This is a genomic window from Actinospica sp. (assembly GCF_035552695.1).
Classification (GTDB): domain Bacteria; phylum Actinomycetota; class Actinomycetes; order Streptomycetales; family Catenulisporaceae; genus Actinospica.
In genome coordinates, this window is record NZ_DASZKT010000180.1 from 18,493 (window position 1) to 44,703 (window position 26,211).

Here is a 26,211-nt window from a genome sequence, read left to right on the forward strand (position 1 = left end):
GCGGGGATGGACGAAGCACCCCTGGACGACGAGCCGCAGCTCGACGACGAGCAGGCCCTCGAGAAGATCATCGCCATCCGGGTCCGCGAGCACCGCCGTGCGAGCGGCCTGTCCATCGGCGACATGGCCGAGCGTGTCGGGATCTCCAAGGCGATGCTCTCCAAGATCGAGAACGCGCAGACGGCATGCAGCCTGACCACGCTCTCCCGGCTCGCACGCGGCCTCGAGGTGCCGGTCACCGCCCTGTTCCGCGGCCTCGACGACGAGCGCGAGGCCGTGTTCGTCGAGGCCGGACACGGCGCCCGCATCGTGCGCCGGGGCAGCCGGGTCGGTCATGACTACACCCTGCTCGGCGGCCTGCGCGGCCCGCACAAGCGGATGGAGTCGCTGCTGGTCGAGCTGACCGAGTCCAGCGAGGTCTTCCCGCTCTTCCAGCATTCCGGCACCGAGCTGATCTACATGCTCGAAGGAGTGATGGTCTACGGCCACGGCGGCGCCCGCTACACCATGCGCCCCGGCGACGCGCTGCAGTTCGACGGCGAGGGCGCGCACGGCCCCGACCAGCTACTCAAGCTGCCGATCAGATTCCTGTCGATCACCGCGTACGGGGACGGGGCGCAGTAGCCGGGGCGGCGCGGCCGGCCGCGGGGCGACCTGGAACTCCGGGGCCTGATAAGCGCCCGTCGTAGCAGTGCGTTAACCATCCGGGCGGCAGTCGGAAACAGCCGGACGGTTCACTCCGGTGCAATGAAGTCTCCTCTAAGGAAACTTTCCGCAGCCTTCCGGAGGTGCGCCAGACCATGTCCGAGATCTCCACGTCCCCCGACTCGCAGCTTGACATCGGCACCGGCGAACTGGCCCGCCACACCGACTGGAAGGGCGCCTTCGCGATCGGTCTTGCCGGGACCATCCTGGTCACCGGGATCGACCCGGCCGCCGTCCAAGGGCTCGGCGCCGCCGCGATCCCGCTCATAGCCATCCTGACCGCGATGGGCGTCGTGCTGTGCCTGATGCTCGCGGAACTCGCCGCGATGATGCCGCACCGCACCGGCGGCCTGCCCTCCTACGCCTACGAGACCTTCAAGCCGCTCGGCCCGCGCACCGCCGCGCACGCCGGCGGGCTGTCCGCCTGGGCCTACTGGCTCGGCTGGTTCCCGGTCGCGCCGATCAACATGATCCTGGCCGCCGCGTACATCGTCGAGCTCTTCCATCTGCCCGCCGGGCACCAGCTGCAGGTCTTCGGCTCCATCGGCTCTCCGGTGGGTCTCACGACACTGATCGTCGCGGTGATCGGGATCGTCATTATGTTCGTGCCCTGCTACCTCGGCATCAGGTTCGGCGCCAGGTTCGCCGCCGTCATGGGCATCGCCTCGATGGTCCCGCTGACGCTGTTCATCCTGCTCCCGCTCGCGCGCCCGTCGAAATTCCACCTCGCCGCCGTCACCGGATTCCACCTGCCGCACGGCGTTCACGGCGGCTTCGCGCTCTTCGTCGCGTGGGCGTTCGTGATGACCTGGTCGGTGCTCGCGATGGAGGCTGCGGCCTGCTACATCGGCGAGTGTCGTGAGCCCACCCGCGACGCGAAGATAGCGATGTCGATCGAAGGCGGCTACGGCCTGTTCACGTTCGTGCTCACCGCCGTCGTCATCGTCGGCGTGATCGGCGCGACCGCCAACGTGGACCCGCTCACCGTGTACACCCAGGTGGTGTCGACCCTCTTCGGCAGCCACGCCGAAGTGGTCCAGTATGCGCTCGGCATCCCCCTGATCATCGCCCTCGCCCTGTCCGTGCTCAACGCGATCGCCGGCTCGGCCCGCTCGCTCTACCAGGTAGCGCACGACGGGATGCTCCCGCGCTGGTTCATGAAGGTGAACCGGCACGGCACGCCGGCCCGCGCGATGGCCTTCAATGCGGTCGCGTCGATCGCAGTGCTTTTCTTCGGCTCGCCGGTGCGCATCTACGTGTTCTCCAACATGGGATACCTGTCCTCGATCGCGGTGGCACTGTTCGGCTACTTCCTGCACCGCCACTTCCGCCCCGACCTGCCGCGCCCGGTACGGCTGCCGACGTGGTCGAAGTGGGTCGCTCTCGGCATCGCGATCACCTTCGCGTTCATCTGGGCCTACGGCGGCTGGCAGAGCCCGAGGCTGGTCGTCGGGGAGAACAGCGAGCGGCTGTTCTTCCTCGGTCTCGCGATCCTGCTGGCCTACCTCCCGCTCTACTGGTGGCGGGTCTATTCGGACCGCAGGCTCGGGCGCACCGCGAGCGAGGAATCCGGGGCCCCGGAGGTCCCGGAGTTGGCTGCCGAGGCCTAGCCCGCCGCCCAGACAGAACGACAGAGGATGTGCGACGCCATGCTACGCAGCCCGTCCGTCCCCATTCCCCTTCTTCGCCGTGCCCCGCGCCGCACCGGTCCGGCCCCGCCGCCGAGCAGTGCGCTGCTGGTCGTCTCCCAGACGTCTGCGGCGCCCTCGCCCGACGCTGTCGCCCGTGCCGTCGAGGCGGCCGACGGCAGCCCGGTCACGGTGATGACCGTGCTGCGCATCCACGGCAGCGGCCTCGGCGTCCCGCACCCCGGACTGCTCCCGACCGCCCGTGAGCGCGAACAAGGCCGCGCGGCGATCGCCGCCGCCATCGCAGCCCTCGAAGCAAGCGGCGCCCCGGCCCATGGCGAGATCGCCATCACCCGCGCCGAAGCCCGCGCCATCGCCCGCACGGCCCGTGCCGTCGGTACCACCACCGTGATCCTCGATCTGCCCGGGCCCCACGGTCTCCGACACCTGATTGAAGGCAGCCTCGCCGCGCAACTGCGTCGCCGCCTGCGCGGTGAGGCCGTCGTGGTCCAGTGATCGCCCTCAACGATCACCCCGTCATCGAGCGCCCGGCTACTTCGGCTGCTTACGTGACGAGGCGCGTTGCGCATTCAGGTGGTTGGCGAAGAAGTCGGTCAGTTTGGTGAGCGCGGTTGGTACGTACTGCTTCCTGTCGTAGAGGTCGACGTGTGTCGCACCATCGACCCAGTAGAGCTCCTTGGGCTCCCGGGCTTTCTCGATCGCTTCTTGGCTGAGGTAGGCGGTGGCCGCCCGGGTGCCGACGATCATCAGTAGCGGTCGCGGCGCGATCAGCGCGATGGTTTCGAAGGCTGTGAACTGTGCGATCAGGTCGATGCTGCGGAGCACGAAGAAGTTCTCCGACCGCGGGTGCCCGCCACGCGCTGTCCGGTAGTACTCCCACCCGTCGTACGTGTGCTGGCCGAGGGCTCGGGCCTGCTCCTCGGTGTCCGGGTGGATCTGCGCCAACCGGGGCGCGGCGCCTCGAGCTTCCTCGTCACGCGCGGCGCCGGCCGCGTCGAGCATGCCCTGCAGGATCGCCGGGTCCTGCGTGCGCCCGACACCTCTGCGGAACAACTCGCCCGTGTCGACGGCGCTGACCGTGGCGACGGCCTTGATCCGGTGATCGGTCGCCGCGGCCGGGGCGAGGTAGCCGCCGGAGGCGCAGATCCCGAGCGCGCCCATGCGCTCGGGGTCCACCTCCTCGCGCAGGCTCAGGAAGGTGACGGCGGCCTTGATGTCCTCCGATCGGTGGGCCGGATCCTCCAGCAGGTGCGGCGAGCCTTCGCTCTCGCCCTGGTAGGCGGCGTCGAAGGCCAGCGTCACGAACCCCGCGCGCGCCAGTTGTTCGGCGTACAGGCCGGCGGCCTGCTCCTTCACGGCGCTCATGGGATGGCTCACGACGATCGCGGGCCAAGGCCCCCCGGCGTTCTCAGGGGTGTAGAGGTGTCCGGCGAGGTTCAGTCCGGCGCTGGGAAATGTGACATTCGTCAGCATGGTGTGTTCTCCGCTCGCAGATGGGGGATGGGCCCGCCGTGTCGTGGGTTTCGGCGACCGCTGTTGACCATCGATCACCTTCACCAGCGTGGTCGGCCATGCCCCGGCGTACCAGGGAGGGTGTTGCCTAGGCAGGCCAGTACCAGGCGCGCGGCCGTGGCGGGACGGATACTCGAGTCATGACGGTCGGCGGCGTTTCCTCTCCCGGCAGTGAGCTGGGCGAATTCCTGCGTGCCCGCCGCGGCGCGCTCGACCCGAGCCGGGCGGGGCTGGTGGATGACGGCCGCCTGCGCCGCGTGCCGGGCCTGCGCCGCGAGGAACTGGCCCAGTTGGCGCACGTGAGCCCGGACTACGTCGTGCGCCTGGAGCAGGGCAGGACCCGCCGGGTCTCCCGGGCGGTCTTGGACGCGCTCGCGGATGCCCTGGAGCTCGCCCCTGACGAACGCTCTTACCTCTTCGCCCTGGCAGAGGTCACCGAGGCGGCCCCCGCCGGGCCCCCTGCCAGGCACCAGGTCGGCCGGCAACTGCGAGAACTGCTCGACGCCATGCGCGAGATCCCCGCGATGATCCTCGACTACCGCCACGAAGTACTCGCTTGGAACCGGGCGGCCGCAGCCCTGCTCACCGACTTCGGCGCGCTGCGCCCGGACGAGCGCAACCTGATCCGCCTCACCTTCCTTCACGGCCCTTACCGGGCTCTCTACGCCGATTGGGCGCGCTCTGCCCGGGAATGCGTGTCAGTGCTGCGCATGGAGACAGGACGCCACCCCGACGACCGGATCCTGAGCGCCCTGGTCGAGGAACTGAACGCGAAGGACGCGGACTTCAAGACCTGGTGGAACGCCCGATCGGTCCGCGGACCCCGGCAACTGACCAAGACGTACAACCACCCCGTAGCCGGGCCACTCACCTTGGACGTCCAGCAGTTGACCGTCGCAACGCAGCCGGACCAGTTTCTCGTCGCCTACACCACGCGGCCGGACTCCGGGTCCGAACAGGCCCTGCGCTTCCTGCTTCAGTGGTCCGACCACGCCGGCGAGCGGATCATTCCCGACAGCTACAGAACCGCGCACCGCCAACCCGACCGCTGATCCCCGAGGAAAGTGCAAGAACCGTAAGAAGCCGTAGCGAGCAACAGCGCGACGCAGGCAACATTCGCGCCACAGCCTGGGAGCAGCCGTGGTGGACCTTCACCAGCGGCGATCACGGCATCGTTCCTGTACGGTGACAGACGGGACGATGGAGAAGAGGTCGGACGATGAAGCTGAAGCTCGACCTGCATGACATCTACGACAAGGGCATCGAGATCGATCGTGCCCTTGACGACATCATGGCTGAAGCCGTCGCGAAGAAAGCCCCGCTGGTCGAGATCATTCCCGGCAAGGGCTCGGGGCAGTTGAAGAAGCGCGTGCTTCGCTACCTCGACCGCAAGGACGTCAAGGCCCTGTATCACCGGGTGGAGAAGGACTCGAACAACTTCGGCCGGGTATTCGTCCACTTCCGGCACAAGTGAGCGTCGAGGCGTTCTGCCACTCGCTACGCGCGCTCCCGGCCCGTGATCGGGCCGCAGCCATTCGGGGGAAGACCTCGATGCCGCGTGCCGGCGGTCAGATGTCCAGGACCACGTCGGTGGGCGGGGTGGAGCAGCAGATGAGCGCACTGCCGTCGGCGGGGAGTTCTACCGGCTCGGGGGAGTAGTCGACGTGCCCTGCGAGCAGTGCGGTCTCGCACGTGTGGCAGACCCCGGTGCGGCACGACCAGCGCACGGGCACGTCGCATGCCTCGGCGAGTTCGAGCAGCGTCCCGTGGCGCGGGTTCCAGGGGACGGTCAGGCCGCTGCGGGCGAAGGATACGGAGGGCCCGGGTTCCCGGTGGCGGCATGGGCTGGCTGGTGAGGTGCCCGAATCGGTTCCGCCAGCACGCGGGGGGTTCGTGGCGGCCATCGCTCCGAAGACCTCGGTGTGGATCCTGGAGGACGCCAGGCCGCAGCCCCCCAGGGCGGCGGTCATGTCCCGCATGAACCCGGCCGGTCGCCAAATGTAGGCGTCAGCGTCCTGAGGCGGTTCGAGTTCGCGGATTCGCTCGAGGTCGAGGCGCCCGCTCAGGGCGTAGTCGATACCCGGGGCCGGTCAACGCTGCGCGGTTGGCTGTGGAAGATGAGCGACCGGCCCGCCGGCAGCCGCGCGAGGAGCTCACGCGCTTCTTCGGCGATTGGGTGGTTCTCATCTCCCGCGCGCACCAGGCCCTCCGTGAGAACACGCATATAAAAGCCCGGGCGATGGTGAGACACGAGCAGCGCGGCCATCTGCGGTTCCCCGAGCCGCAACCCCACGCGGTAGCACGTGACACGCGGTTGGGTGACCTCGAATACGGCCTCGCCGATCCGGTAGCGGTCGCCGATGCGCACCTCGTCGTCGGCGAGCCCGTCCACGGTGAAGTTCTCGCCGAACTGGCCGTAGCTGAAGTCGTCCCGCTTCAGCTGCTCCCGCCAGTAGCTGTAGGCATCCAATTGGTAGACCAGCACGGCGCGCTGCTCGCCGCCGTGCCCGGAGAGGTCGCCCTGCCCGTCGCCGTCCAGATTCATTCAGCCGCCGCGCCATCACGGGCGCGGCGACGGGCTGCTTCCAGATACCCGTGTGGACGATCTTGCCGTGCCAGGCGACGTCCTTCGGCAGCCCGACGTTCACGGAGGCCAGCGCGGCCATCCGGGTCTACTCGCCCTGCTTGTACGGGTAGTGCCGTGAATGGTCGCCCTTATCCCAGGCGGCGCGCAGTTCGGGGAGGGTCGGGTCCCAATCGGGGCGGATCTCGCGTGTCACTTCGCGCAAGTCGCGGCGAAGGTCCTCGACCGACGGGCGGCCCCAGTACCAGTAGCCGTTGTAGATGCTGTGCACGACCAGACCCGGCTTGAGCACCAGGGTGTGCGGGACCATCGGGTCGTGGGTGGGGTCGGTGTACTCCTGGATGTCCAGGTCCTTCTGGACCTTGCGGCCCGCGTCCGACAGAAAGGTCCACTGCGCCCCGACCGAGGCGCGGAACTCGTTGATTTCGAAGATGTTGTCGGTGGCGATCGTGACGATCTGCGTGTACGCGACTGCGATCTCCGGATAGTGCGCCGCCAGACGCAGATGCTGCTGGTGATCCTTGGGGCAGAAGTGCCCGCGGGATAGCAGCAGGATCATGGGATCACCGCCCTGGAGTTCGCTCAGGCGGCGCCGGGTCTTGGCGTGGTCGGTCAGTTCGTAGTCGGGAAACACCGCACCGGGCACGATATCGGCACGCATGGGGCAACTCCGTCTCCGGGCGTGGCCCTGGGTCGTCGGGGAACTCTCACGTCTACCAGGCTGCCTCCGCCGCACCGGTTGCGCCACAAGGCCGGCTCCGTCGGGCGGCGATCCGGTCGAGACGCACCTCGTGGAGGCCGGCTCTTGACCCGCCGCCTATCCGTAAGTCTATACTTACCGTTCGTGGACACTTACCAATCCGGCGACGCCCTGGGCGCGCTGGGCGACCCTACGAGGCGCGCGATCATCGCGTGCCTGGCCGAGCGGCCACGCGCGGTCGGTGAACTGGCCGACGAACTGCCGGTCAGCAGGCCTGCGGTCTCGCAGCATCTGAAGGTGCTCAAGGGGGCGGGTCTGGTCACCGAGCGCGCGGTGGGAACCCGTCGCATTTACCGGCTCAATCCGGCCGGGGTGGCCGCGCTGCGCGATCAGCTCGAGACGTTCTGGGTCCGGGCGCTGGCCAACTACCAGGACTTCGTCGAACAACCAGATCAGGAAGTGGACAAGCCATGAGCCAGGCAACGAGCACAGTGGTCCGCCGGCAGATCGTCGTCCAGGCGCCGATCGAGCGGGCTTTCGCCGTATTCACCGAGCGGTTCGGCGACTTCAAGCCGCCGGAACACAACCTGCTGAAGGCGCCGATCGCCGAGACGGTCTTCGAGCCCCGGGTCGGCGGGCACATCTACGACCGCGCCGTCGACGGCAGCGAGTGCCGCTGGGCGCGCATCCTCGCCTACCAGCCGCCGGACCGCGTCGTGTTCAGCTGGGACATCAGCCCGCAGTGGCAGATCGAGACCGAGCTGGAGAACACCAGCGAGGTCGAGGTCCGATTCATCGCCGAGGCTCCGGGGCGCACCCGGGTGGAGTTGGAGCATCGCAACATCGACCGGCACGGCCCGGGCTGGCAGGCCGTGGCCGACGGCGTCGGCAACGACGCCGGATGGCCGCTGTACCTCTCCCGGTACGGCGCCCTGTTCGGCGAGGGCAGCTGACATGCCGCCTGTCACCACGAGCACCGACGTGAACGGGTCGGCCCGAGAGGTCTTCGCATACGCCACCGACATTGGCCAACGCGTGGTTCTTGCGTACGAGCTCTGAGGACCTCGACGCCCAGCGATTAATCCGGCGACAATCGGTGGCCATCCCGCGACAATGGCCGACGTGGCGGAAATCGAGGTCGTCGTCGCTCATAACGAGCGCGCGACCCTGCGTGTCGGCGACGTGTTCCTAAAGATCGACACTGATCAGAAGCGCACCGACGTCGAAGTCGAGGCGATGGCCATGGCGCCGATCCCGACTCCGGAAGTCCTCTGGCGCAAGGCGCCCGTGCTCGCGCTCGCCGCCCTCCCAGGAACGGCGCTCGGCCGCCTCGGCGAGCCGTCGACCGCGTCGCCTGCGGCATGGGCCGCTGCAGGCGCCGCCATACGGATGCTGCACGACGCGCCGCTGCCGCCGTGGCCCGGCCAGAGGCTCGAGGAGATCGCATCGCGGCTCGACGGCGAATGCGAGTGGCTCATCACGAACGGCGTGCTTCCGACCGAACTGGTGACGCACAACCGCCGCGTCGCCGAGGCTGCGCTCCGGCCGTGGACACCGGCGTTCACGCACGGCGACCTCCAGATCGCCCACGTATTCGCCGACGGCGACGAGATCACCGGCGTGATCGACTGGTCCGAAGCCGGCCAGGGCGACGCCCTGTACGACCTCGCCACGTTGACGCTCGGGCACGAGGATCACCTCGACGACGTCGTCGCCGGCTACGGCAGCGACGTCGACCTCGAGGTGATCCGCGCGTGGTGGTCGTTGCGAAGCCTGCTGGTGGTCCGCTGGCTGGTCGAGCACGGCTTCGACCCGTCCTCGCCGGGCTGCGAGGTCGACGTGCTGAGATCCCGTCTCTGAGGCCGCCGGAGCCCGACGGCCGCTAGTGATCCGTCACGGACGAGGCCGCTAGTGAGGTAGCGGCTCGCACTGCGTCAATGCTCTGCCCCGGCTCGTCACCGACGAGTTGGGCGAGCATGGTCAGGGCGTGAGAGGAGGCGGAGTCGGGTGCGGTGGTATGGGTGATGGGGGTCTGGCCGGGCTGTTGCAGGGCGCGCAGCGTCTGCTGGGTGACGGTCAGTCGGCCGATCTGGGGGTGGTGTAGTTCGTATTCTGCGGTAGCGCACGCCTGGACGCGCTGGTCGGCCCATAGCGCGTGGAATTCGGTGCTGGCCATGGTCAGTCGGCCGATGAGTTTGGCGAGTGCGGGGTCTTCCGGGTGCGCACCGGCGGTCAGGCGCTGTCGGCGACAGGCCGCCTGCCGCGCGTGGCTGAACGCCGCCGCTTGGTGGCTCCCATCGGCCGGAGTGCCCTATTCGCCCGCACTCCGGAACCTGTCCCGACGATCTGAGTTCCGGCACGCGAGTGTGCTGGGCACGCCCCGCGAGTAGGTGACGTCACTGACGTGATGCAGGGTTCCAGTACTCCACTCGCCGCGGACAAACCCGGCGCTGACCTCGGCATCAGCGACCGGCGAGAACAACACCCCGGCAGAACCCTGCCGCGGATCCTGGCGGGCCTCGCCACCCTGGCCATCAGCCGCGATGAATCCTGAACGGAAGAGGCATGTCCAAATCCATGCCGCCCTTGGCCGGTGAAGCGGGCAGGTGACCCCGGATTTCGGCCGAGATCTTGCATGATCATGGCACTTTTTGCATTGATCGCTGTACGCTGGGTTCGTGACCAAGAGGTTGGCGGATGTGGCCGCTTTCGCCGGAGTGAGCGTGGCGACGGTGCGGCGGGTGTTGGGCGACAAGCCGGGGATCGCGCCGGCGACCAAGGCCGCGGTGCTCACCGCGCTCGACGTGTTCGGCCTCAACCGGCCGGCCAAGTTCCGCACCGCGAAAGACGGCCTGGTCGGCCTCGTCGTCCCCGATCTGCAGAACCCGATCTTCCCCGCGCTGGTCGAGGCGGTCTCGATCGGGCTGGTCAAGCTCGGCCTGATGACGGCGCTGTGCACGCGCACCGCGGACGGCGTTTCCGAGGCCAACTACATCGAGCTGCTGCTGCGCCGCGACGTGGCCGGGATCGTGTTCATCGGCGGCAGCTACGCCGACGCCGGGCCGGAGTACGGCAAGGAGCTGCGCGAGCGGGAGATCCCGCTGGTCCTGGTCAACGCCGCGGACGAGAACGACGACGTGGCCCGGGTCAGCGTGGACGACGAGGCGGCGGCCGAGCAGGCGCTCGCCCATCTCGCCTCCCTGGGGCACGAGCGGATCGGGCTGATCCTGGGCCCGGAGGGGCACGTGCCCTCGGCCCGCAAGCTCGGCGCGTACGTCCGCCACGTGCGCTCTTCCCCCGAAGACCAGTCTTGGCGTGAGCTGGTCGCGCACGTGCACTTCTCGATGGAGGGCGGCGGCGTGGCGATGGGCCGGCTGCTGGCCCAGGGAGTGACCGGGGTCGTGTGCGCGAGCGACGCCCTGGCCCTCGGCGCGATCCGCACGGCCCGGCGGCGCGGGTTCGCCTGTCCCGGGGACGTCTCCGTCGTCGGCTTCGACGACTCGACCTACATGTCCGTGGTCGAGGCCCCGTTGACCACGATCCGCCAGCCGGTGCGGGCGATGGGCGCCGCCGCCGTGAAGCTCCTCGACGCGCAGATCAACGGGCAGGCGGTGCCGGGCGAGGAACTGCTGCTGGAGCCCGAGCTGATCGTGCGGGCCTCCACCGGCCCCCGCCGCCCCCGCGCGTAGTCGTGTTTTTTTGGCTTCCTGCAAGATTTCGACGACGAGTTCTCTATTTTCTGCACTGAGCCATGGACAAGTGGGGGCCGGGCTCGTATTGTCCCTGCTACGCCTCGGCGGCCGGAAACACGGCGGCCGCCGGGCCGCAAACTCGTTGAAACCTCAAGCCGTACCGCGTCCGCGACCGGGCGGTCCCGCAGCCCGGTCCGCCCTAAGGAGGAATACCAGAGTATGCACGTCTTCCACCGACGCAAGACGATAGCCGCGGCTCTCGCGGCCTGCACGGTCGCGGCGAGCGCCGCCGGGTGCGCGAGCAGTTCGAACAGCGCGGCAGCCGCGGGGTCAACGCCCGGCGCTCCGGTGACCATCTCAGTCGGCTGCGAACCGCCCACCTCGAAGGCGCTCTCGCGCTCCGACTGGGTCAAGGACGTCACGGCCTTCGAGAAGCTCTACCCGTACATCACCGTCAAGAGCGACGACACGAACCCCTGCGACGACCCGGCGACCTTCAACGCCAAGCTCGCCAGCGGCAAGATGGACAACGTCTTCTACACGTACTTCACGGACGCCGCCAACGTCATCTCCTCCGGGGAGTCCGCGGACATCCAGCAGTACGCGAAGCAGATCAACGACTACAGCTCGATCCAGTCCTCGCTGCTGAACGTCTACCGCCAGGGAAACTCGTCCTCCGGCGACCTGTACGGCATCCCCACCGGCAACTACAGCCTCGGTCTGGTCTACAACAAGGCGCTCTTCCAGCAGGCCGGACTGGACCCGAACTCGCCGCCCACCACCTGGGACCAGGTGGAGACCGACGCGATCGCGATCTCCAAGCTGGGCCGCGGGGACATCGGCTACGCCGACTACAGCGCCCAGAACACCGGCGGCTGGCACTTCGTCGCGGAGCTCTACTCCCGCGGCGGCACCGCGGTCAGCCCGGACGGCAAGTCCGCGAACTTCGACAACGCCGACGGCCAGGCCGTGCTCCAATACCTGCACAGGTTGCGCTTCACCGACAACGTGATGGGCACCAACCAGGGCCTGCAGTACAACGACCTGCTGCAGATGATGGCCTCGGGCAAGCTCGGCATGTACGTCGGCGACCCGAGCACCCTCACCTCGATCCACAGCCAGTACAACACCCCGTACACGAACCTCGCCGTCGGCCCGATGCCCGGAGAGAGCGCCACGCTCCTCGGCGGCTCCGGCTACATGTTCAACAAGGACGACACGTCGGCGCAGATCCAGGCCGGCATCAAGTGGATCAACTACGAGTTCGAGACCTCGGGCCTCGGCCAGTTCGACTACCGGCGGCTGGCCGCCGAGGCTCAGCCGGTCGGGCTGCCCGAGCCGGACATGTGGCAGGGCGCCGTCGCCAACGCGGACGCGACCGCCAAGGCCAAGTACGCGAACATCCCGACGGCCAACTTCTCGGCCTACGTCGCCGCGCTGCCCACGATGAAGCTGCTCATCGAGCCGCCGCAGGCGCAGGCGATCTACGCGAAGGGCGACGCCGCGATGTTCGCCGTCCTCACGAAGCCGAACGCGGACATCACGCAACTGCTGAGCACCTTCGCGAGCCAGGCCGACACCATCCTGGCGAACACGCAGTAAGCCCTGCCGCCGTCCGCCGGGTTCTTCAGCACCCCGGGCCCGGCGGACGGCGGCGGATTCACGAGGAGAGAGAGTCGGCGGACGAAGAACGGGACCGATACCCATGGCGACCATCATCAACGTCTCCGCGGCCACTGCCCACGAAGCCCGCGCCGCGGCCCGCACCCGGCGCAAGGCTCCGCTCGGCCGCCGTCTGCGGCGGCACGGCACCGGCTACCTGTTCATGCTCGGCGCGGTCCTCTGCTTCGCGCTGTTCTCCTGGTACCCCATGATCCGCGAGGTGATCATGAGCTTCCAGAAGACCAACTTCGCCGGGGACACCAGATGGGTCGGATTCGAGAACTACCGGCACATCATGGCCGACCCCGACTTCTGGGCCGCCTGGCGCACGTCCGGGCTGTTTACCCTCTTCGCGCTGCTGTTCGGCTTCGTCGTGCCGTTCCTGACCGCCGTCGTCCTCAATGAGCTGCGGCACGCCAGGTCCTACTTCCGGCTGCTGGTCTACCTGCCCGTGATGATGCCGCCGGTGGCCGCCGCCTTCCTGTGGCGGTGGTTCTACCGCGCCGACGACTCCGGCATGTTCAACGAGGTGCTCACCGCACTGCACCTGCCGAACGTGCAGTGGCTGCAGAGCTCGCACTCGCTCGCCGTGCTCTGCCTGGTGCTCTTCTCGACCTGGGCCAACATGGGCGGTTCGGTGCTCATCTACCTCGCCGCGCTGCAGGGCGTGCCGGGGGAGCTCTATGAAGCCTCCGAGCTCGACGGCGCCGGCGTGCTCAAGCGGATCTGGCACGTCACGGTGCCGCAGACCCGGCTGATCCTCTCGCTCATGCTGATGCTGCAAGTCGTCAACACCATGCAGGTCTTCCTCGAGCCCTACGTCATCACAGGGGGCTCGAACGGCACTACCAGCGTCGTCTACCAGATCTACGACTACGCCTTCAACTTCAACAACTACGGCAATGCCTCGGCGCTCGGCATCCTGCTGCTGGTGGTCCTGATGGGCTTCGCCGCCGTCTACCTCAAGCTGGCCCGTTCCGTCGAGGAGGACTGACGCCATGGCCGCCATCGAATCCACCTCGCGCACCCTGATCTCCCGGGCGCAGCTCGGCCGGCCGGCCGGCAAGGCCGCCTACTGGTCCACGCTCACGATCATGATCGCGCTCTTCGCGCTCGCCTTCCTGTTCCCGCTCTACTGGATGGTCACCGGCGGGCTCAAGTCTCCGCAGGAGCTCATCCAGGTCCCGCCAAGCATCGTGCCCTCGCACCCTCACCCGTCCGACTTCTCCACCGCCTGGACCGACGGCGACCTCGGTCGGCTGCTGTGGAACACCACGCTGTACGCGGGCGGCGCGCTGCTCTTCCAGCTGGTCTTCGACATCGGGGCGGCGTACGCGTTCTCCAAGCTGCGCCCGGTATTCGGCAACGCGATCATGTTCGCCATGCTGGCGACGATGATGATCCCGACCACGGTGCTCGCGCTCCCGACGTACCTGACCGCCAACAACCTGCCGTTCCTGCACTGGAGCCTGCTCAACACGCCGTGGGTGATCTGGCTGCCCTCGGTGGCCAGCAACGCCTTCAACATCCTGCTGCTCAAGCGCTTCTTCGACTCGATCCCGGCGGAACTGCTGGCCGCCGCGTCGATCGACGGCGCGGGCCCGCTGCGGGCGCTGTGGTCGGTGATCCTGCCGATGTCCCGGCCGATCCTGGGCGTCGTCTCGATCTTCGCGGTGGTCAACGTGTGGAAGGACTTCCTCTGGCCGCTGCTGGTGCTCCCGAGCACCTCGGCGCAGACCGTCAACGTCGGCCTCAACCAGCTCGCGGTCGGCCTGCCGCAGAACGTGCTGATCGCGGCCCTGGCCATCGCCTCCGTGCCCACGATCGTCTTCTTCCTCATCTTCCAGCGCAACATCATGTCCGGCCTGACCGCGGGCAGCCTCAAGGGCTGAGCCCGCACAACCCCGTACGTACCGACGAGCACGGGCGGCGCCGCACCGCCGTCCGGCGATACCGCCCTGCCTAGAGCTAGGAGATCCACGCCTTGACTCCGCACCTCACCGCCCCTGCCCAGCCGGCCCCGACGGCCGCCGCGCCGGCCGGACTGCTCGCCGACCCCTGGTGGCGTGACGCGGTCACCTACCAGGTGTACGTGCGCAGCTTCGCCGACGGCAACGGCGACGGGATCGGCGACCTGCGCGGCATCCGCGAGAAGCTCGGCTACCTCGCCGAACTCGGGGTGAACGCGATCTGGCTCAACCCCTGCTTCCCCTCGCCGATGGCCGACGCCGGCTACGACATCGCCGACTACCGCGAGATCGAACCCTCATTCGGCACCCTCGACGAAATGGACGCGCTGATCGCCGGGGCGCACGAGCGCGGCATCAGGGTCCTGCTCGACATCGTGCCCAACCACTGCTCCGACCGGCACCCGCGCTTCCAGGAGGCGCTGCGGGCCGAGCCGCGCTCCGCGCAGCGCTCATGGTTCTGGTTCCGGCCCGGCCGCGGCCCCGGCGGCGACCTGCCGCCCAACAACTGGCAGTCCTACTTCGGCGGCCCGGCGTGGACCCGGGTGACCGAGCCCGACGGCACCCCCGGCCAGTGGTACCTGCATCTGTTCGCGCCGGAGCAGCCGGACTTCAACTGGGAGAACCCCGAGGTGCGCGCGGACTTCGTCAAGACCCTGCGGTTCTGGTTCGACCGCGGAGCGGACGGCTTCCGGATCGACTCGGCCGCGGTGCTGATGAAGGACCCGCTGCTGCCAGACCTCGACCCCGACGCCGGGCCGTGCGAGCCGCATCCGTACAACGACCGGGACGGCATCCACGAGATCTACCAGGAGTGGCGGGCCGTCGCGGACTCCTACGACGAGCCGCGTGTCCTGTTCGGCGAGGTCTGGATCGCCGACCCGCAGCGCTTCGCGAAGTATCTGCGCCCGCAGGAGATGCACGCCGCGTTCAACTTCCCCTTCCTGCGGTGCGCCTGGGATCCGCGGGCGCTGCGCGCGGTGATCGACCAGACGGTGGTCTTCCACCGGCCGGTCGGCGCGCCGGCCACCTGGGTGCTCTCGAACCACGATGTGACCCGGCACGTCACCCGCTACGGCCGGGCCGACACCACCTTCGACTTCGACGACCGGGGCCACGGCCGTCCCGTGGACCTGGAGCTCGGCACCCGCCGGTCCCGCGCGGCGGCGCTGCTCTACCTCGCGCTGCCCGGCGGCGCATACCTCTACCAGGGCGAGGAGCTCGGCCTGTGGGAGGTCGAGGACATCCCGGCCGAGCTGCGTCAGGATCCGATGTGGGAGCGCACCGACGGGGTGAACCCGGGCCGCGACGGCTGCCGGGTGCCGCTGCCGTGGTCGGGTGCGCGGCCGCCGTTCGGGTTCAGCACGGCCGGGGACCGCCAGGCGGAGCCCTGGCTTCCGACGCAGCCCGTCGCCTGGACCGAGTACACGGTCCAGGCGCAGCTCGACGACCCGGACTCGATGCTCGAGCTTTATCGCAGTGCCCTGGCTCTGCGCCGCACTGAGCCCGGTTTCGGCAGCGAGCGGGATCCGCTGCGCTGGATGGATTCCGCGGAGGAGGTCCTGTCCTTCCGCCGCGGTGACACGGCCGCGTGTGTGGTCAACCTCTCCGCCGAACCGATCGCCTTGCCCCCGCACGAGGCTGTCCTGCTCACGAGTTCGCCGCTGACGGACGGCGGCCTGCTGCCGTCGGACTGCGCGGCCTGGCTGAAAGTCGGTTGACGGCGATGCGCAGACCGTCCTCGCGCTCCGCGCGCCTCCTCGGCGCTCTCGTCGCGCCGCTCCTCGCCGTTCCCCTGCCGGCCGGGGCGGCCGGCAGCGCATCCGCGCAGGCAGCCCCGGCGCGCTCCGCGGACCGGGCCGGGGCGTCGGTCCCGTTCACCGAGTACAACGCCGCGACGAGTACGAACGCGCACCCGAACGGCACCGTGCTCGCACCCGAATTCCAATACGGCTCACTGCAGGCCGAGGCGACAGGCCGTACGGCTCGCCGGCCAGGGGACGTACGTCGAGTTCGGCGCGGCCTGGCCGCAGACGCTGACCGCCGACCTGGGGCGCGCGCGCCGAATCCATCGCCGCCCTCGGATCCACGGACGGCACCGCCTACTCAACACTCGTACCCACCACGGATTACACCTTCGACCCCAACAGTCAGGACACGGTGACGATCCCGCTGCCCGCGGGGACCCAGGAGCGCTACCTGCGGATCTCCGTCACCGGCAACACCGGCTGGGACGCCGCACAGATCTCGGAGTTCGAGATCTTCGGCTGACCGGCGACTCCCGAGAAAAAGATCAATGGCGATCAGCGAAGGGAACCCAACCATGTCAGTACTGTGCGCCGGGAGCCGTATCAAGCGGCTCCTGGCAGTCACAGCCGCAATACTCTTTGCGGCAGCCCCGCTCAGTCTCTCCACCGCCGAGGCCGCGCACGCCGCGACCACGCCCGGCGCCTCCGTCCCGTTCACCGAATACCTCGCCGCGTCGAACGCGACCACCAACGGCACCGTCCTCCCGGCCGGATACCGCCTCGGCACCCTCCAGGCCGAGGCCACCGGACGCCAGGCCGTCGAGCTCACCGCGCAGGGCCAGTACGTCCAGTTCACCCTCACCAGCTCGGCGAACGCCGTCGACATCCACTATGCGATCCCCGACTCCTCGAGCGGCGGCGGCCTGACCGAGCCGCTGGACCTCTACGCCGGCGGGACGCTCAGCACCGCGCTGAGCCTGACCTCGAACTACTCCTGGCTCTACGGCGCGTATCCGTACTCGAACACGCCGAGCGTGGGTGAGCCCGGAGGCACCTCCGGCTCCGAAGTGCCGCACGACTTCTACAACGACGTGCGCTACATCTTCCCCCAGACCCTCGCACAAGGCACCGTCGTCAAGCTCCAGGTGGACTCGGGCGACGCCGCACCCTGGTACGCGATCGACACGGCCGACTTCGAGACCGTCGCCCCGATCGCCCAGCCTCCCGGCTACATCAGCGCCACCGCCGCGCCCTACGACGCCGACCCGACCGGCGCGAACGATTCCACGAGCGCGCTGCAGAACGCCATCAACGCGGCGTCCTCGGCGGGCGAAGGGCTGTACCTGCCGCAGGGCACGTACAAAGTCAGCTCGCCGCTCAACGTCGACAACGTGACCATCGAGGGCGCGGGGGAGTGGTACACCACGCTCACCGGCTCGAACGTGGAGTTCAGCGGCAACCAGAACCCGGCCAGCACGAACGTGAACGTCTCGAATCTGGCACTGTTCGGCCAGGTCGACACCCGGGACAACAGTTCCTCGGCGAACACCGGCTTCAATGGCGGGTTCAGCAATTCCACGATCAACCAGGTCTGGATCCAGAACGAGAAATCAGGCATCTTCGACCTCGGGCCGGCCACCGGCCTGACCGCGGAGAACATGCGCATCCAGGACCTGACCGCCGACGGCATCAACCTGGACGCCGCCAACGGGGCCGTCACCGGATCGACCATCCAGAACAACTTCCTGCGCAACACCGGCGACGACGGCATCGCCCTGTGGTCGCAGAGCTACGCCGACACCTCCGACACGGTCACCCAGAACACGGTCGACTCGCCGAACCTCGCCAACAACCTCGGCGTCTACGGCGGCGGCAGCGGTGATCAGATCACGAACAACCTGCTCCAGGACACCGTGGAATACGGCGGCGGCATCGAGATCGCGCAGAACTACGGCGCCGTGGCGTTCTCCGGCACCCTCACCGTCAGCGGCAACGAACTCGTCCGAACAGGGCAGTTCGACCCGGGCTGGGACTACGGCACCGGTGCGATCTGGATCTACCCGGCGCAGGCGAATATGAGCTCGACGATCAACATCACCGGCAACACGATCCTGGACAGCCCGTACGAGGCCTTCATGTTCCAGAACTCGAACCACTACTCGGGCTCTGCGACACTCACCGCGCCGAACACCGGCTACAGCGTCACCGGCGTCAGTATCCAGAACAACACCGTCACGAACGTCGGCACCTTCGTCTTCCAGGACCAGGCACCCGGAAGCGCGACGGTCAGCGGAACGACCGCCACCGGCGTCGGCGATGCGGGGATCTTCACCTGCGGCTCCGGCTTCACCCTCAACCAGGGCAGCGGCGACTCGGGCTTCACGTCCACCGCATGCGCGATGCCGACGGCAAGCCCGCTGTGGGTCTACCCCGGCCCGACCACGTTCCAGGGCGCGACCGTCGGCCAGAGTACCTCGGCCCAGCAGGTGGCGATCATGAACACCTCCAGCGCGGCCACCACGCTCGGCACCATCAGCGCCTCCAGCGGCTTCAGCGTGCAGCGGGACCCGACATATCCCTGCGGCTCGAGCCTCGACGCTGCGGCGGTGACCGACGCGGCGTCCTGGTGCATGGTCGACGTGACCTTCACCCCGGCGGCCGCCGGCACCACCATCGGAACGCTGAGTGTCGCAAGCAGCCAGTCCACAACGGCGACGCTGCAGCTGATCGGCACCGCGACGGGTAGCAGCGGCGGCGGCTCAACGGACCTGGCACTGAACAAGTCGGTGACCGCGAGCACCGCGACGAGCGGCTTTCCGGCGTCGAACGCGGTCGACGGTAATACGGGTTCGTACTGGGAGAGCACGGACGGCAGTTGGCCCGCGACCTTGACCGTGGACCTCGGCGCTTCCGACGCACTCGGCAGCGTCACCATCGCCCTGCCGTCAGGCTGGCCGACGAGGACTCAGACGTTGTCTGTTCTGGGGAGTACCGACGGCAGCAGTTGGACGACGCTGGTGGGCTCTGCGACGTACACCTGGAGCTCGTCGAACAGCAACGATGTGAGCATCACGCTCCCGTCGGGCAGCAACGACAGGTACGTGGAGCTGAACTTCACCGCGAACAACGTCCAGAACGGAGCCCAGGTGGCCGAGCTCGGCGTCTACGCGTAACAGACGTCTACGCGTAACAACAGCGGCAAAAGCAGCTACGGCGCGCTGGATCGTGAGGTGTGCCAGAGAGACAAACCGCTGGCCTGGGACAAACCCCAGGCCAGCGGCCATTATCGGCTCAAGTCGGCAAGCGGAATGTCAACAAGAGTGCAGGATCCTCGGTTAGCATGACTATACTTAGCTTAAGTACGTTCAAGCTAGCCGGAGGTGCTGATGGCGGACAAGCCCCTCGATGTCTTCGATCGAGACGAGGAATGGGCTGACCTGGCCGAATTCGCCGCCTCGGCGCAGCCGGGGCTGCGTATCGCCATCGTCTACGGGCGACGCCGCCAGGGCAAGTCCTACCTGCTGCGCAGGCTGGCCGAGGCGAGCGGCGGCATCTACCACCTGGCGACCGAGCAGGTGGAGAGTGTGTCGCTGGGTCGCTTCGCCGACACGCTCGCCGCCTGGTACGGCTTGCCCGCGGGCAGCTTCGGCTTCGACGGGTGGGAGTCGGCGCTGAGTACCGCGACCGAGCTGATGGCCACTCGCGACCGTGGCGCGTCGCAGGGCCGGGCGCCTGCCCTGCTGGTCATCGACGAATTCCCCTATCTCGCGCACGAGAGCCCCGGGCTCGCCTCGATCGTGCAGGGGCTCTACGACCGGATCGGTCCGGGCGCGGTGGGGGCTGCGCCCCCGCTCAAGCTCGTCTTGTGCGGCTCGGCGATCTCGGTGATGTCCGGGCTGCTTTCGGGGACCAAGGCGCTGCGCGGGCGGGGTGCGCTGGAACTGCGCATCAAGCCCTTCGGCTATCGTCACGCCCGCGCGTACTGGGGGATTGAGAACATCGAGGCGGCCTTCCGGCACAACGCGTTCATCGGTGGGACGCCGGGATACCGGGAACTGACGCCCGATCCGCGCTTTCCGGAATCGGTGGAGCAGGCCGGCGCCTGGCTTTCCCGGAATGTGCTGCGTCCGAGTGTGCCGCTGTTCGGTGAGGCTGAACGGGTGGTGCACGAGGATCCGAGGATCCGCGACTCGGCCGCGTACGGTTCCATCCTGGCCGCGGTGGCCGCGGGGGAGAGTTCGCCGACGAAGATCGGCGGCCTGCTCGGCCGACCGGCCACCTCGCTCAACTACCAGCTCGGCATGCTCGAGGCTGCCGGGTTCATCGAGCGTCGCCAGGATCTGCTGCTCGAACGACGGCCGGTGATCACGATTACCGACCCGATCGTGCGTCTGCACCACCTGGTGATCGAGCCTTACCTCGGCGATCTGGAGGCGGGTCGAGCCGAGCGCGTGTGGGCTGAGGTGCAGCACACCGTGGAATCGAAGATCCTCGGCCCGCACTTCGAGGCGTTGGCCGCGGAATGGACCGCACGCTACGCGCAGGACGAGGCCCGGCTCGAGGTCGGAGCGGTCGGCCAGTCCGTCGTCTCCTGCCGCGAGCATAAGACCGGCCACGAGATCGACGTGCTCGCTCTGGCCCGGGGAGCGAGGCCGCGTACGACCGGGGCGCCGATCGCCTTTCTCGCCGAGGCCAAGTCACGCGAGCGCCGTCCGGGTCTGGCCGAACTGCGCCGCCTCGAGCACCTGAGCGACCTGCTGACCGCGGCGGGCCATGATGCGACCGGGGCGACGCTCGGACTGTTCAGCACGACCGGTTTCACTCCGGAACTGGCCGCGGAAGCCTCGCGGCCCGGACGCCGCATCCTGCTCACCGGGCTCGAGGAGATCTACGCGAACCCGTGAGGCTCCGCCGTGATTCCGGCGCTCTCACGGTAGTGACGCGGCCGTCGTATGCGGCGCACACGAATGGTCGTTCTGCCTTCGCCTACGCCGCCGCGGTCTGGTGAGCGGAACGTCGGGCTGTCGAGCTGCGGCGCAGGGGCGCAGGATCGTGGTGCGTGCTCAAGCCCGAGGGCGTGTCCGTGGCAGCGAGCCGCTCGTGGTCCACCGGCCCGATCCGCGTGTCGGGCCGGGCGCGCCGGCGGGTCTCGTGGCGGTCGGACCGTACGTCGATGCCATGCGAGGAGAGAGCTTGCGCACCATGATTGATCCCGCGCCTCTACGTGTACTCGACCTCACGGACGAACTCGCGTGGCAAGGGGCGCGCATGCTTGTCGGGCTGGGCGCGGATGTGCTGCGCGTGGACCGCGCCGCCGGTCTCGATCCCGCGGCTCGGGCTCATTGGCACGCGGGCAAGCGCCGGGTCCGGCTGTCGGAGACCGACTCAGGCCGCGATGACGACCATCGGAGCGCACTCGACGCACTGGCTGCCGAAGCGGACGTCGTTCTGGAAAGCGGTCGGTTCCGTGCGCTCCGGGGGGTGCTCGCCGACGGTTCCTCGCGTTGGCCGCACGCGGTGCACGTGGTGGTCACGCCGTTCGGTTTGACCGGTCCGCGGCGCGAGTGGCTGGCGGACGACTTGGTGCTGGCCGGCGCCGGGGGGATGGCGTGGCTGTGCGGACGCCCGGACGGTGCGCCCAAGGCGCCGCCGCGCGAGCAGGCGGTGCAGACGGGCGGAATGCATGCCGCGATCGCGGCTCTGCTCGGCGTACTCGCGCGTGACCGCACCGGCTCGGGGCAGCTCATTGACATATCGGCGTGCGAGGCGGTGGCAGCGACCCTGGAGACGGGCGCGATCGGGTGGATCCACGCCGGTCGGTATCCGGTGCGCACCGGCGGGGTCTACGGGCACGTGGCGCATCGCACCTTTCCGGCTGCCGACGGATTCGTGGCGGGTGGCTACTCGGGCAGCGATCGGATGTGGACCGACCTGCTGTCCTGGCTCGCCGAGGAGGGTGAGGCAGCGGATCTGCCGGACGCCCGATACCGCGATCCGGTTCTGCGCTGGGAGGCCCGCGTCCATGTGGACGAGGTGATCGCGCGGTTCACGGCCAAACGCGCCGCGGCCGACCTGGCCGCGCAGGGCCGGGCGCGTGCGCTGCCGTGGGCCGAGGTCGCCTCGTGCGCGGATCTGACGACGAATCCGCAGCTTCGCGATCGGCGGTTCTTCGTCACCGTGACAGGGGACGAACAAGACGCGGAGGACGTCGGCTTCGCCTGGGAGGCACCCGGACTTCCGCGCCCGGTGACGCTGCGTGCGCTGCGCGAGGTGTCGCGGGCCGCGGCCTGGAGTTCGCCGGGCCCGCGCGGACGCCGGACGCGTCTGGGGAAGGCGGGCGATCCGAGGCCGCTGGCGGGGGTGCGGGTTCTCGACCTGACCTGGGTGCTGGCCGGGCCCTACGCCACGAAGATGCTGGCCGAACACGGCGCGGACGTCATCAAGATCGAGTCGCGGCACCGGCAGGACCCGACCCGGTTCGCGCCCTCGATGCGGCTGCGTCCCGGCGCCGGCCCGGACGACAGCGGGTACTTCCTGAACTTCAATCGCGGCAAGCGGAGCGTCGCGCTCAATCTCCGCACCGGCGACGGCAAGCGGCTGCTGCGCGAACTGGTTCCGCGCTGCGACGTCGTCATCGAGAATTTCAGCCCGGGAGTGCTCGCGCGCTGGGGAATGGACTACGACTCACTGCGTGCGGTCAACCCGGACGTCGTCCTGGTGTCGATGGCCGGAGTCGGACAGGCCGGGCCGTGGCGCGACGCGGTGACCTTCGCCGACACGCTCGGGGCGATGTCGGGACTGACCCACGAGACGGCCGAGCCCGGTGGGGCGCCGCAGGGGCTCGCCTTCGGGCTCGGCGACATGATCGCGGGCAATGCCGCGGCGTTGGCCGTGCTGGACATGCTGGCACGGGGCTCCGGCGGTCATGTCGACCTGTCGCAGTTGGAGGCGATGGCCGCGGCGATGGGTCCTGCTCTGCTGGAGAGCGTACGCCCGGCCGGCGAACCCGATCCGCGCACCGCCGAACACCCGAGCCGCTGCGCGAACGCGGTGCCGCACGGCGTGTATCGCGCCGCCGGCACGGACCGGTGGATCGCGATCTCAGTGCTCGATGACCGCGCCTGGCGCGCTCTGGCCGAGCTGATCGGCGCGACGGCGGAACTGCGGGACGCGGACCAGGCGGAACGACGTGTGCGCGAAGACGAGATCGACGCGCTGATCGCGGCGTGGACCGCGGACCGGGAGCCGGCGGCGCTCGCCGGACGGCTGCAGGCCGCCGGGATCCCCGCGGCTCTCGTCGCCACCGGTCAAGACCTGGTCGAGCACGATGAGCAGCTCGCCGCGCGCGGTTTCTATCCCGTGCTGGAGCACCCGATCGCGGGGCCGGTCAGGCACGAGGGCGTCGTGGCGCGCCTGACTGCCACACCCGGCGCGCTCACCGGTCCGGCCCCGTTGCTGGGCGAGCACACCGCGGCCGTGCTCGGCGAGCTGCTCGGCCTGTCGGAGCAGGACCTGGCGGCGCTGGCCGCCGCGGGCGTCACCGAGTGAAAGGGATTTGAGATGAGTGCGGATGCGGATGCGGCACCGTCGGTGCTGCGGGTGACGCGGGACGGCGCGGTCGCGACCGTGCGCGTGGACCGGCCGAAGGCGAACGCCGTCGACCCGGCGATGATCGAGGAGTTCCTCAGGGTGCTGCCGCCGCTGGCCGAGGACCCCGAGGTGCGCTGCATCGTGATCATCGGCACCGGGCGGTTCTTCATCGCCGGCGCCGACATCGCCGTCATGCGCGATCTCTCGGACGCGAACCAGGCGAGGATGCGCCGCTGGATCGACGTGCAGCGGGTGATCGAGCTGGCGCCGAAGCCCGTGGTCGCCGCGCTCAACGGCCACGCGCTCGGCGGCGGCGCGGAGCTTTCGCTCGCCTGCGACGTGCGGATCCTGTCGAGCACGGGCACCTTCGGCTTCCCGGAGATCACGCTTGGACTGTTCCCGGGAGCGGGCGGCAGCCAGCGGCTGCCGCGGCTCGTCGGTCCGCATCTGGCCCGCCGCCTGATCATCGACGGCGAGATCCTTCCGCCGCCGCGCGCCCTCGAACTCGGGCTGGTCGACGCGGTCGTGGACGCGGCGGCGTTCACCGAGTCGGTGGCCGCCGAGGCCCGTCGCCTCGCGGAAAAGCCGACGGCGGCCGTCGGCCTGCTCAAGCGGGTCGTCGACGCGGGCCGCGATCTGCCGATCGAGGACGCGCTCGCCCACGAGGAGCGCGGCGTGTTCGAGCTGACGCGGACGGCCGACGCCGCCGAGGGCCTGCAGGCCTTCCTCGACAAGCGGCCTGCGAAGTTCGCAGGCCGCTGACGTGGCGAGGTCTCGGGAGGCGATGTCGCTACGACATCGCCTCCGCGGCGTGCGCCGGTGATTCGGGGGCCCGGACCGCCGGCTTGAACACCGTCATCCGGAGCGGCGGGTAAAACGCGATGGCGATCACCGCCGAGGCGAGGAAGCCGTACTGGAACACGCCGGTGCGATACAGCGCGTACGCGGCACCCGAGGCGAGGATCAAGGTGATGACACCCGCCCAGTTGACCGCTTCGACCTCGGCGGAGGTGTCGCGGGCCCGGGAGCGGGCGACGATGTAGAAGTCCGCGATCGCCAGTGCGATGAAGGCCATCACGACCATCCCGAGCACGTTCAGCAGCCCGGAGAGCCTGCCGAACACATCCGCCGCGATCATCGCCAGGCAGATGGCGTTTGACAGCACGATCATCACGAAGCGGTTGGGGTGCCGGTCGGTCAGCACGTAGTAGAGGTTCGACAGGGCCAGTGACCCCGAGTACGTGTTGAGCACCTGGACCTTGGTCTGCGCGACGTACATCAGCGCGAATCCGGCGGCGCCCGCGATGATGACGAAGTAGGCGCCGGTGTTGGTCGCCGCGAGCGCCGCCGCCTGGGCGGGGGCCGTCGCGGCCGTGGCGGTGCCGTGCAGCACCAGGTACTTCGCGACCATCGGGTTGCCGCCGGTCAGCACCAGGATGCCGAGGGCGATGCCGACGATGTCGAGCATGATGGCGCCGGACAGGCTCACCGCGCCGACCGCTTTGCGGCTGCGCGCGTACCTGGTGTAGTCCGCGTTCACCAGGATCAGCGCGCCGCCCTGGCCGCCGAGGATGCCCATGACGGTGACGAAGCGCGAGGAACCCGAGCCGGTCAGCACGGTGTTGGCCTGGGTGAACGAGTCGCCGAGGCTGGTCGAGGAGCCGTGGTAGATGTGGAAGACCATGTAGGCCAGCAGGCACATGAACAGGATCACGAGCGCGGAGGAGGTGCGGGTGACCAGCTTGATGCCGAAGGTGCTCAGCGCCACCCAGACGATCGTGAGCACGCCGTAGATCAAGATTCGTAGACCCGTGGTGTCGTGCCAGTGGAAGGCGAACAGCGTTCCGTTGTAGAGCAGCACGTTCTCGCTCGCGAGAAAGGCGATGATCATGATGCCGAACGCGGCCGAGGAGAGCGCGGAGCCGCGCAGGCCGAGCCCGTAGAAGCGCGGCAGCACCGTGCTCGACAGACCCTCCCGGTAGGCGATGTTGCAGAACAGCCAGCCGAGGATCAGCACCAGCGTGCCCACCACCGCGCCGGCCAGCAGGCCCCACTGCGAGCCGACCAGCGCGGTGATGTCGCCCGCGATGGTCAGTTGGAGCAGGGAGGTGGCCACGCCCGCGGGGAGCCAGGACAGGTATGTCCCGGACTTGCGCTCTTCACGGGGCACCGGGGTCAGTGAGTTGTCGTCGATCGTTCTTGCCGTGTCGCCGCCGAGCATGCGATAGCCTCCAGAAGGAAAACCCCGGATCAAGGGCGGTACGGTCATCGGGGGTTACCCGATTATTCGGCCGTCCGTCGCGCTCGCGTCCGTTCCGCGGTCCGCTCAGCGAACCGCGCGCACGGTGTTTACGAAAACCGGGGAGACGGGGCGTCAGTCGGCGCTCATCGAGGTGACGGTC

At 69.0% G+C, this 26,211-nt stretch carries 22 protein-coding genes and 2 pseudogenes; 18 read left to right on the forward strand and 6 right to left on the reverse strand.

Annotated elements, in window-relative coordinates:
• Positions 1-6: 6 nt before the first annotated feature.
• From VG296_RS21080 to VG296_RS21090, 3 genes are all read left to right on the forward strand, one after another.
• Positions 7-624 (forward strand): XRE family transcriptional regulator, encoded by a 618-nt coding sequence (locus tag VG296_RS21080; RefSeq protein ID WP_325568203.1) that lies wholly within the window; start codon positions 7-9, stop codon positions 622-624.
• Positions 625-800: 176 nt separating this feature from the next.
• Positions 801-2,315 (forward strand): APC family permease, encoded by a 1,515-nt coding sequence (locus VG296_RS21085; protein ID WP_325568205.1) that lies wholly within the window; start codon positions 801-803, stop codon positions 2,313-2,315.
• Between the two features lie 39 nt (positions 2,316-2,354).
• Positions 2,355-2,849, forward strand: a complete 495-nt coding sequence (locus tag VG296_RS21090; RefSeq protein ID WP_325568207.1) for a universal stress protein — start codon at positions 2,355-2,357, stop codon at positions 2,847-2,849.
• A gap of 36 nt (positions 2,850-2,885) precedes the next feature.
• On the opposite strand, the gene VG296_RS21095 is transcribed toward VG296_RS21090, so the two are convergent.
• On the reverse strand, positions 2,886-3,827 hold the full coding sequence (locus VG296_RS21095; RefSeq protein WP_349259648.1) for an alpha/beta hydrolase: 942 nt from the start codon (positions 3,825-3,827) through the stop codon (positions 2,886-2,888).
• 179 nt (positions 3,828-4,006) lie between these two features.
• Here VG296_RS21095 and VG296_RS21100 point away from each other — a divergent pair, with 179 nt between their 5' ends.
• A complete protein-coding gene (locus VG296_RS21100; protein WP_325568211.1) occupies positions 4,007-4,918 on the forward strand; it encodes a helix-turn-helix transcriptional regulator in 912 nt (303 codons plus the stop codon).
• 167 nt (positions 4,919-5,085) lie between these two features.
• On the forward strand, positions 5,086-5,340 hold the full coding sequence (locus tag VG296_RS21105) for a Smr/MutS family protein (protein WP_325568213.1): 255 nt from the start codon (positions 5,086-5,088) through the stop codon (positions 5,338-5,340).
• Positions 5,341-5,434: 94 nt separating this feature from the next.
• On the opposite strand, the gene VG296_RS33270 is transcribed toward VG296_RS21105, so the two are convergent.
• The 3 genes and pseudogenes from VG296_RS33270 to VG296_RS21120 form a co-directional block, all read right to left on the reverse strand.
• Positions 5,435-5,836: a 2Fe-2S iron-sulfur cluster-binding protein gene (locus VG296_RS33270; RefSeq protein WP_325568215.1), complete on the reverse strand. Its 402-nt coding sequence runs from the start codon at positions 5,834-5,836 to the stop codon at positions 5,435-5,437.
• 197 nt (positions 5,837-6,033) lie between these two features.
• Positions 6,034-6,532, reverse strand: a pseudogene (locus VG296_RS33275) (MOSC domain-containing protein); the annotation flags it as partial.
• A gap of 6 nt (positions 6,533-6,538) precedes the next feature.
• Positions 6,539-7,111: a redoxin domain-containing protein gene (locus VG296_RS21120; RefSeq protein ID WP_325568219.1), complete on the reverse strand. Its 573-nt coding sequence runs from the start codon at positions 7,109-7,111 to the stop codon at positions 6,539-6,541.
• A 183-nt stretch (positions 7,112-7,294) separates the two neighbouring features.
• Between VG296_RS21120 and VG296_RS21125 the strand changes: the two genes are divergently transcribed.
• The 3 genes from VG296_RS21125 to VG296_RS21135 all read left to right on the forward strand — a co-directional run bounded on the left by VG296_RS21125 (position 7,295) and on the right by VG296_RS21135 (position 9,010).
• Positions 7,295-7,624 carry a metalloregulator ArsR/SmtB family transcription factor gene (locus tag VG296_RS21125; protein ID WP_325568221.1) on the forward strand — a complete coding sequence of 110 codons (330 nt, stop codon included), beginning with the start codon at positions 7,295-7,297 and terminating at the stop codon, positions 7,622-7,624.
• A complete protein-coding gene (locus tag VG296_RS21130; protein WP_325568223.1) occupies positions 7,621-8,103 on the forward strand; it encodes an SRPBCC family protein in 483 nt (160 codons plus the stop codon). The genes VG296_RS21125 and VG296_RS21130 overlap by 4 nt, the downstream gene beginning before the upstream one ends.
• A 160-nt stretch (positions 8,104-8,263) precedes the next feature.
• Positions 8,264-9,010, forward strand: a complete 747-nt coding sequence (locus tag VG296_RS21135; RefSeq protein WP_325568225.1) for a phosphotransferase family protein — start codon at positions 8,264-8,266, stop codon at positions 9,008-9,010.
• 22 nt (positions 9,011-9,032) lie between these two features.
• Here VG296_RS21135 and VG296_RS21140 read toward each other — a convergent pair.
• A pseudogene (locus tag VG296_RS21140) lies at positions 9,033-9,407 on the reverse strand (hypothetical protein); the annotation flags it as partial.
• 147 nt (positions 9,408-9,554) lie between these two features.
• On the opposite strand from VG296_RS21140, the gene VG296_RS21145 reads away from it, so the two are divergent.
• The 10 genes from VG296_RS21145 to VG296_RS21190 all read left to right on the forward strand — a co-directional run bounded on the left by VG296_RS21145 (position 9,555) and on the right by VG296_RS21190 (position 24,571).
• Positions 9,555-9,704 carry a hypothetical protein gene (locus tag VG296_RS21145; protein WP_325568227.1) on the forward strand — a complete coding sequence of 50 codons (150 nt, stop codon included), beginning with the start codon at positions 9,555-9,557 and terminating at the stop codon, positions 9,702-9,704.
• A gap of 124 nt (positions 9,705-9,828) precedes the next feature.
• On the forward strand, positions 9,829-10,839 hold the full coding sequence (locus tag VG296_RS21150) for a LacI family DNA-binding transcriptional regulator (RefSeq protein ID WP_325568229.1): 1,011 nt from the start codon (positions 9,829-9,831) through the stop codon (positions 10,837-10,839).
• Between the two features lie 222 nt (positions 10,840-11,061).
• Entirely contained in the window at positions 11,062-12,444 is a 1,383-nt protein-coding gene (locus tag VG296_RS21155; protein ID WP_325568231.1) for an ABC transporter substrate-binding protein, read from the forward strand.
• 103 nt (positions 12,445-12,547) lie between these two features.
• Positions 12,548-13,498 carry a sugar ABC transporter permease gene (locus VG296_RS21160; RefSeq protein ID WP_325568233.1) on the forward strand — a complete coding sequence of 317 codons (951 nt, stop codon included), beginning with the start codon at positions 12,548-12,550 and terminating at the stop codon, positions 13,496-13,498.
• 4 nt (positions 13,499-13,502) lie between these two features.
• On the forward strand, positions 13,503-14,396 hold the full coding sequence (locus VG296_RS21165; protein ID WP_325568235.1) for a carbohydrate ABC transporter permease: 894 nt from the start codon (positions 13,503-13,505) through the stop codon (positions 14,394-14,396).
• A 152-nt stretch (positions 14,397-14,548) separates the two neighbouring features.
• Positions 14,549-16,192, forward strand: a complete 1,644-nt coding sequence (locus VG296_RS21170; RefSeq protein ID WP_349259650.1) for a glycoside hydrolase family 13 protein — start codon at positions 14,549-14,551, stop codon at positions 16,190-16,192.
• Between the two features lie 602 nt (positions 16,193-16,794).
• Positions 16,795-19,392 (forward strand): discoidin domain-containing protein, encoded by a 2,598-nt coding sequence (locus tag VG296_RS21175; protein ID WP_325568239.1) that lies wholly within the window; start codon positions 16,795-16,797, stop codon positions 19,390-19,392.
• A 213-nt stretch (positions 19,393-19,605) separates the two neighbouring features.
• Positions 19,606-21,123 carry an AAA family ATPase gene (locus tag VG296_RS21180; RefSeq protein ID WP_325568241.1) on the forward strand — a complete coding sequence of 506 codons (1,518 nt, stop codon included), beginning with the start codon at positions 19,606-19,608 and terminating at the stop codon, positions 21,121-21,123.
• A gap of 298 nt (positions 21,124-21,421) precedes the next feature.
• Entirely contained in the window at positions 21,422-23,767 is a 2,346-nt protein-coding gene (locus VG296_RS21185) for a CoA transferase (RefSeq protein ID WP_325568249.1), read from the forward strand.
• Positions 23,768-23,779: 12 nt separating this feature from the next.
• Positions 23,780-24,571: an enoyl-CoA hydratase/isomerase family protein gene (locus VG296_RS21190; protein ID WP_325568243.1), complete on the forward strand. Its 792-nt coding sequence runs from the start codon at positions 23,780-23,782 to the stop codon at positions 24,569-24,571.
• 28 nt (positions 24,572-24,599) lie between these two features.
• Here the strand turns inward: VG296_RS21190 and VG296_RS21195 are convergent, their stop codons facing one another.
• Positions 24,600-26,030 (reverse strand): hypothetical protein, encoded by a 1,431-nt coding sequence (locus VG296_RS21195; RefSeq protein ID WP_325568245.1) that lies wholly within the window; start codon positions 26,028-26,030, stop codon positions 24,600-24,602.
• Positions 26,031-26,211: the final 181 nt, after the last annotated feature.

Bases quoted from the DNA above. Each gene is read 5' to 3' on its own strand.
- VG296_RS21080 (WP_325568203.1), top strand. From the start codon at position 7: ATGGACGAAGCACCCCTGGACGACGAGCCGCAGCTCGACGACGAGCAG.
- VG296_RS21085 (WP_325568205.1), top strand. From the start codon at position 801: ATGTCCGAGATCTCCACGTCCCCCGACTCGCAGCTTGACATCGGCACC.
- VG296_RS21090 (WP_325568207.1), top strand. From the start codon at position 2,355: ATGCTACGCAGCCCGTCCGTCCCCATTCCCCTTCTTCGCCGTGCCCCG.
- VG296_RS21095 (WP_349259648.1), bottom strand. From the start codon at position 3,827: ATGCTGACGAATGTCACATTTCCCAGCGCCGGACTGAACCTCGCCGGA.
- VG296_RS21100 (WP_325568211.1), top strand. From the start codon at position 4,007: ATGACGGTCGGCGGCGTTTCCTCTCCCGGCAGTGAGCTGGGCGAATTC.
- VG296_RS21105 (WP_325568213.1), top strand. From the start codon at position 5,086: ATGAAGCTGAAGCTCGACCTGCATGACATCTACGACAAGGGCATCGAG.
- VG296_RS33270 (WP_325568215.1), bottom strand. From the start codon at position 5,836: ATGACCGCCGCCCTGGGGGGCTGCGGCCTGGCGTCCTCCAGGATCCAC.
- VG296_RS21120 (WP_325568219.1), bottom strand. From the start codon at position 7,111: ATGCGTGCCGATATCGTGCCCGGTGCGGTGTTTCCCGACTACGAACTG.
- VG296_RS21130 (WP_325568223.1), top strand. From the start codon at position 7,621: ATGAGCCAGGCAACGAGCACAGTGGTCCGCCGGCAGATCGTCGTCCAG.
- VG296_RS21135 (WP_325568225.1), top strand. From the start codon at position 8,264: ATGGCCGACGTGGCGGAAATCGAGGTCGTCGTCGCTCATAACGAGCGC.
- VG296_RS21155 (WP_325568231.1), top strand. From the start codon at position 11,062: ATGCACGTCTTCCACCGACGCAAGACGATAGCCGCGGCTCTCGCGGCC.
- VG296_RS21160 (WP_325568233.1), top strand. From the start codon at position 12,548: ATGGCGACCATCATCAACGTCTCCGCGGCCACTGCCCACGAAGCCCGC.
- VG296_RS21165 (WP_325568235.1), top strand. From the start codon at position 13,503: ATGGCCGCCATCGAATCCACCTCGCGCACCCTGATCTCCCGGGCGCAG.
- VG296_RS21175 (WP_325568239.1), top strand. From the start codon at position 16,795: ATGTCAGTACTGTGCGCCGGGAGCCGTATCAAGCGGCTCCTGGCAGTC.
- VG296_RS21180 (WP_325568241.1), top strand. From the start codon at position 19,606: ATGGCGGACAAGCCCCTCGATGTCTTCGATCGAGACGAGGAATGGGCT.
- VG296_RS21185 (WP_325568249.1), top strand. From the start codon at position 21,422: ATGATTGATCCCGCGCCTCTACGTGTACTCGACCTCACGGACGAACTC.
- VG296_RS21190 (WP_325568243.1), top strand. From the start codon at position 23,780: ATGAGTGCGGATGCGGATGCGGCACCGTCGGTGCTGCGGGTGACGCGG.
- VG296_RS21195 (WP_325568245.1), bottom strand. From the start codon at position 26,030: ATGCTCGGCGGCGACACGGCAAGAACGATCGACGACAACTCACTGACC.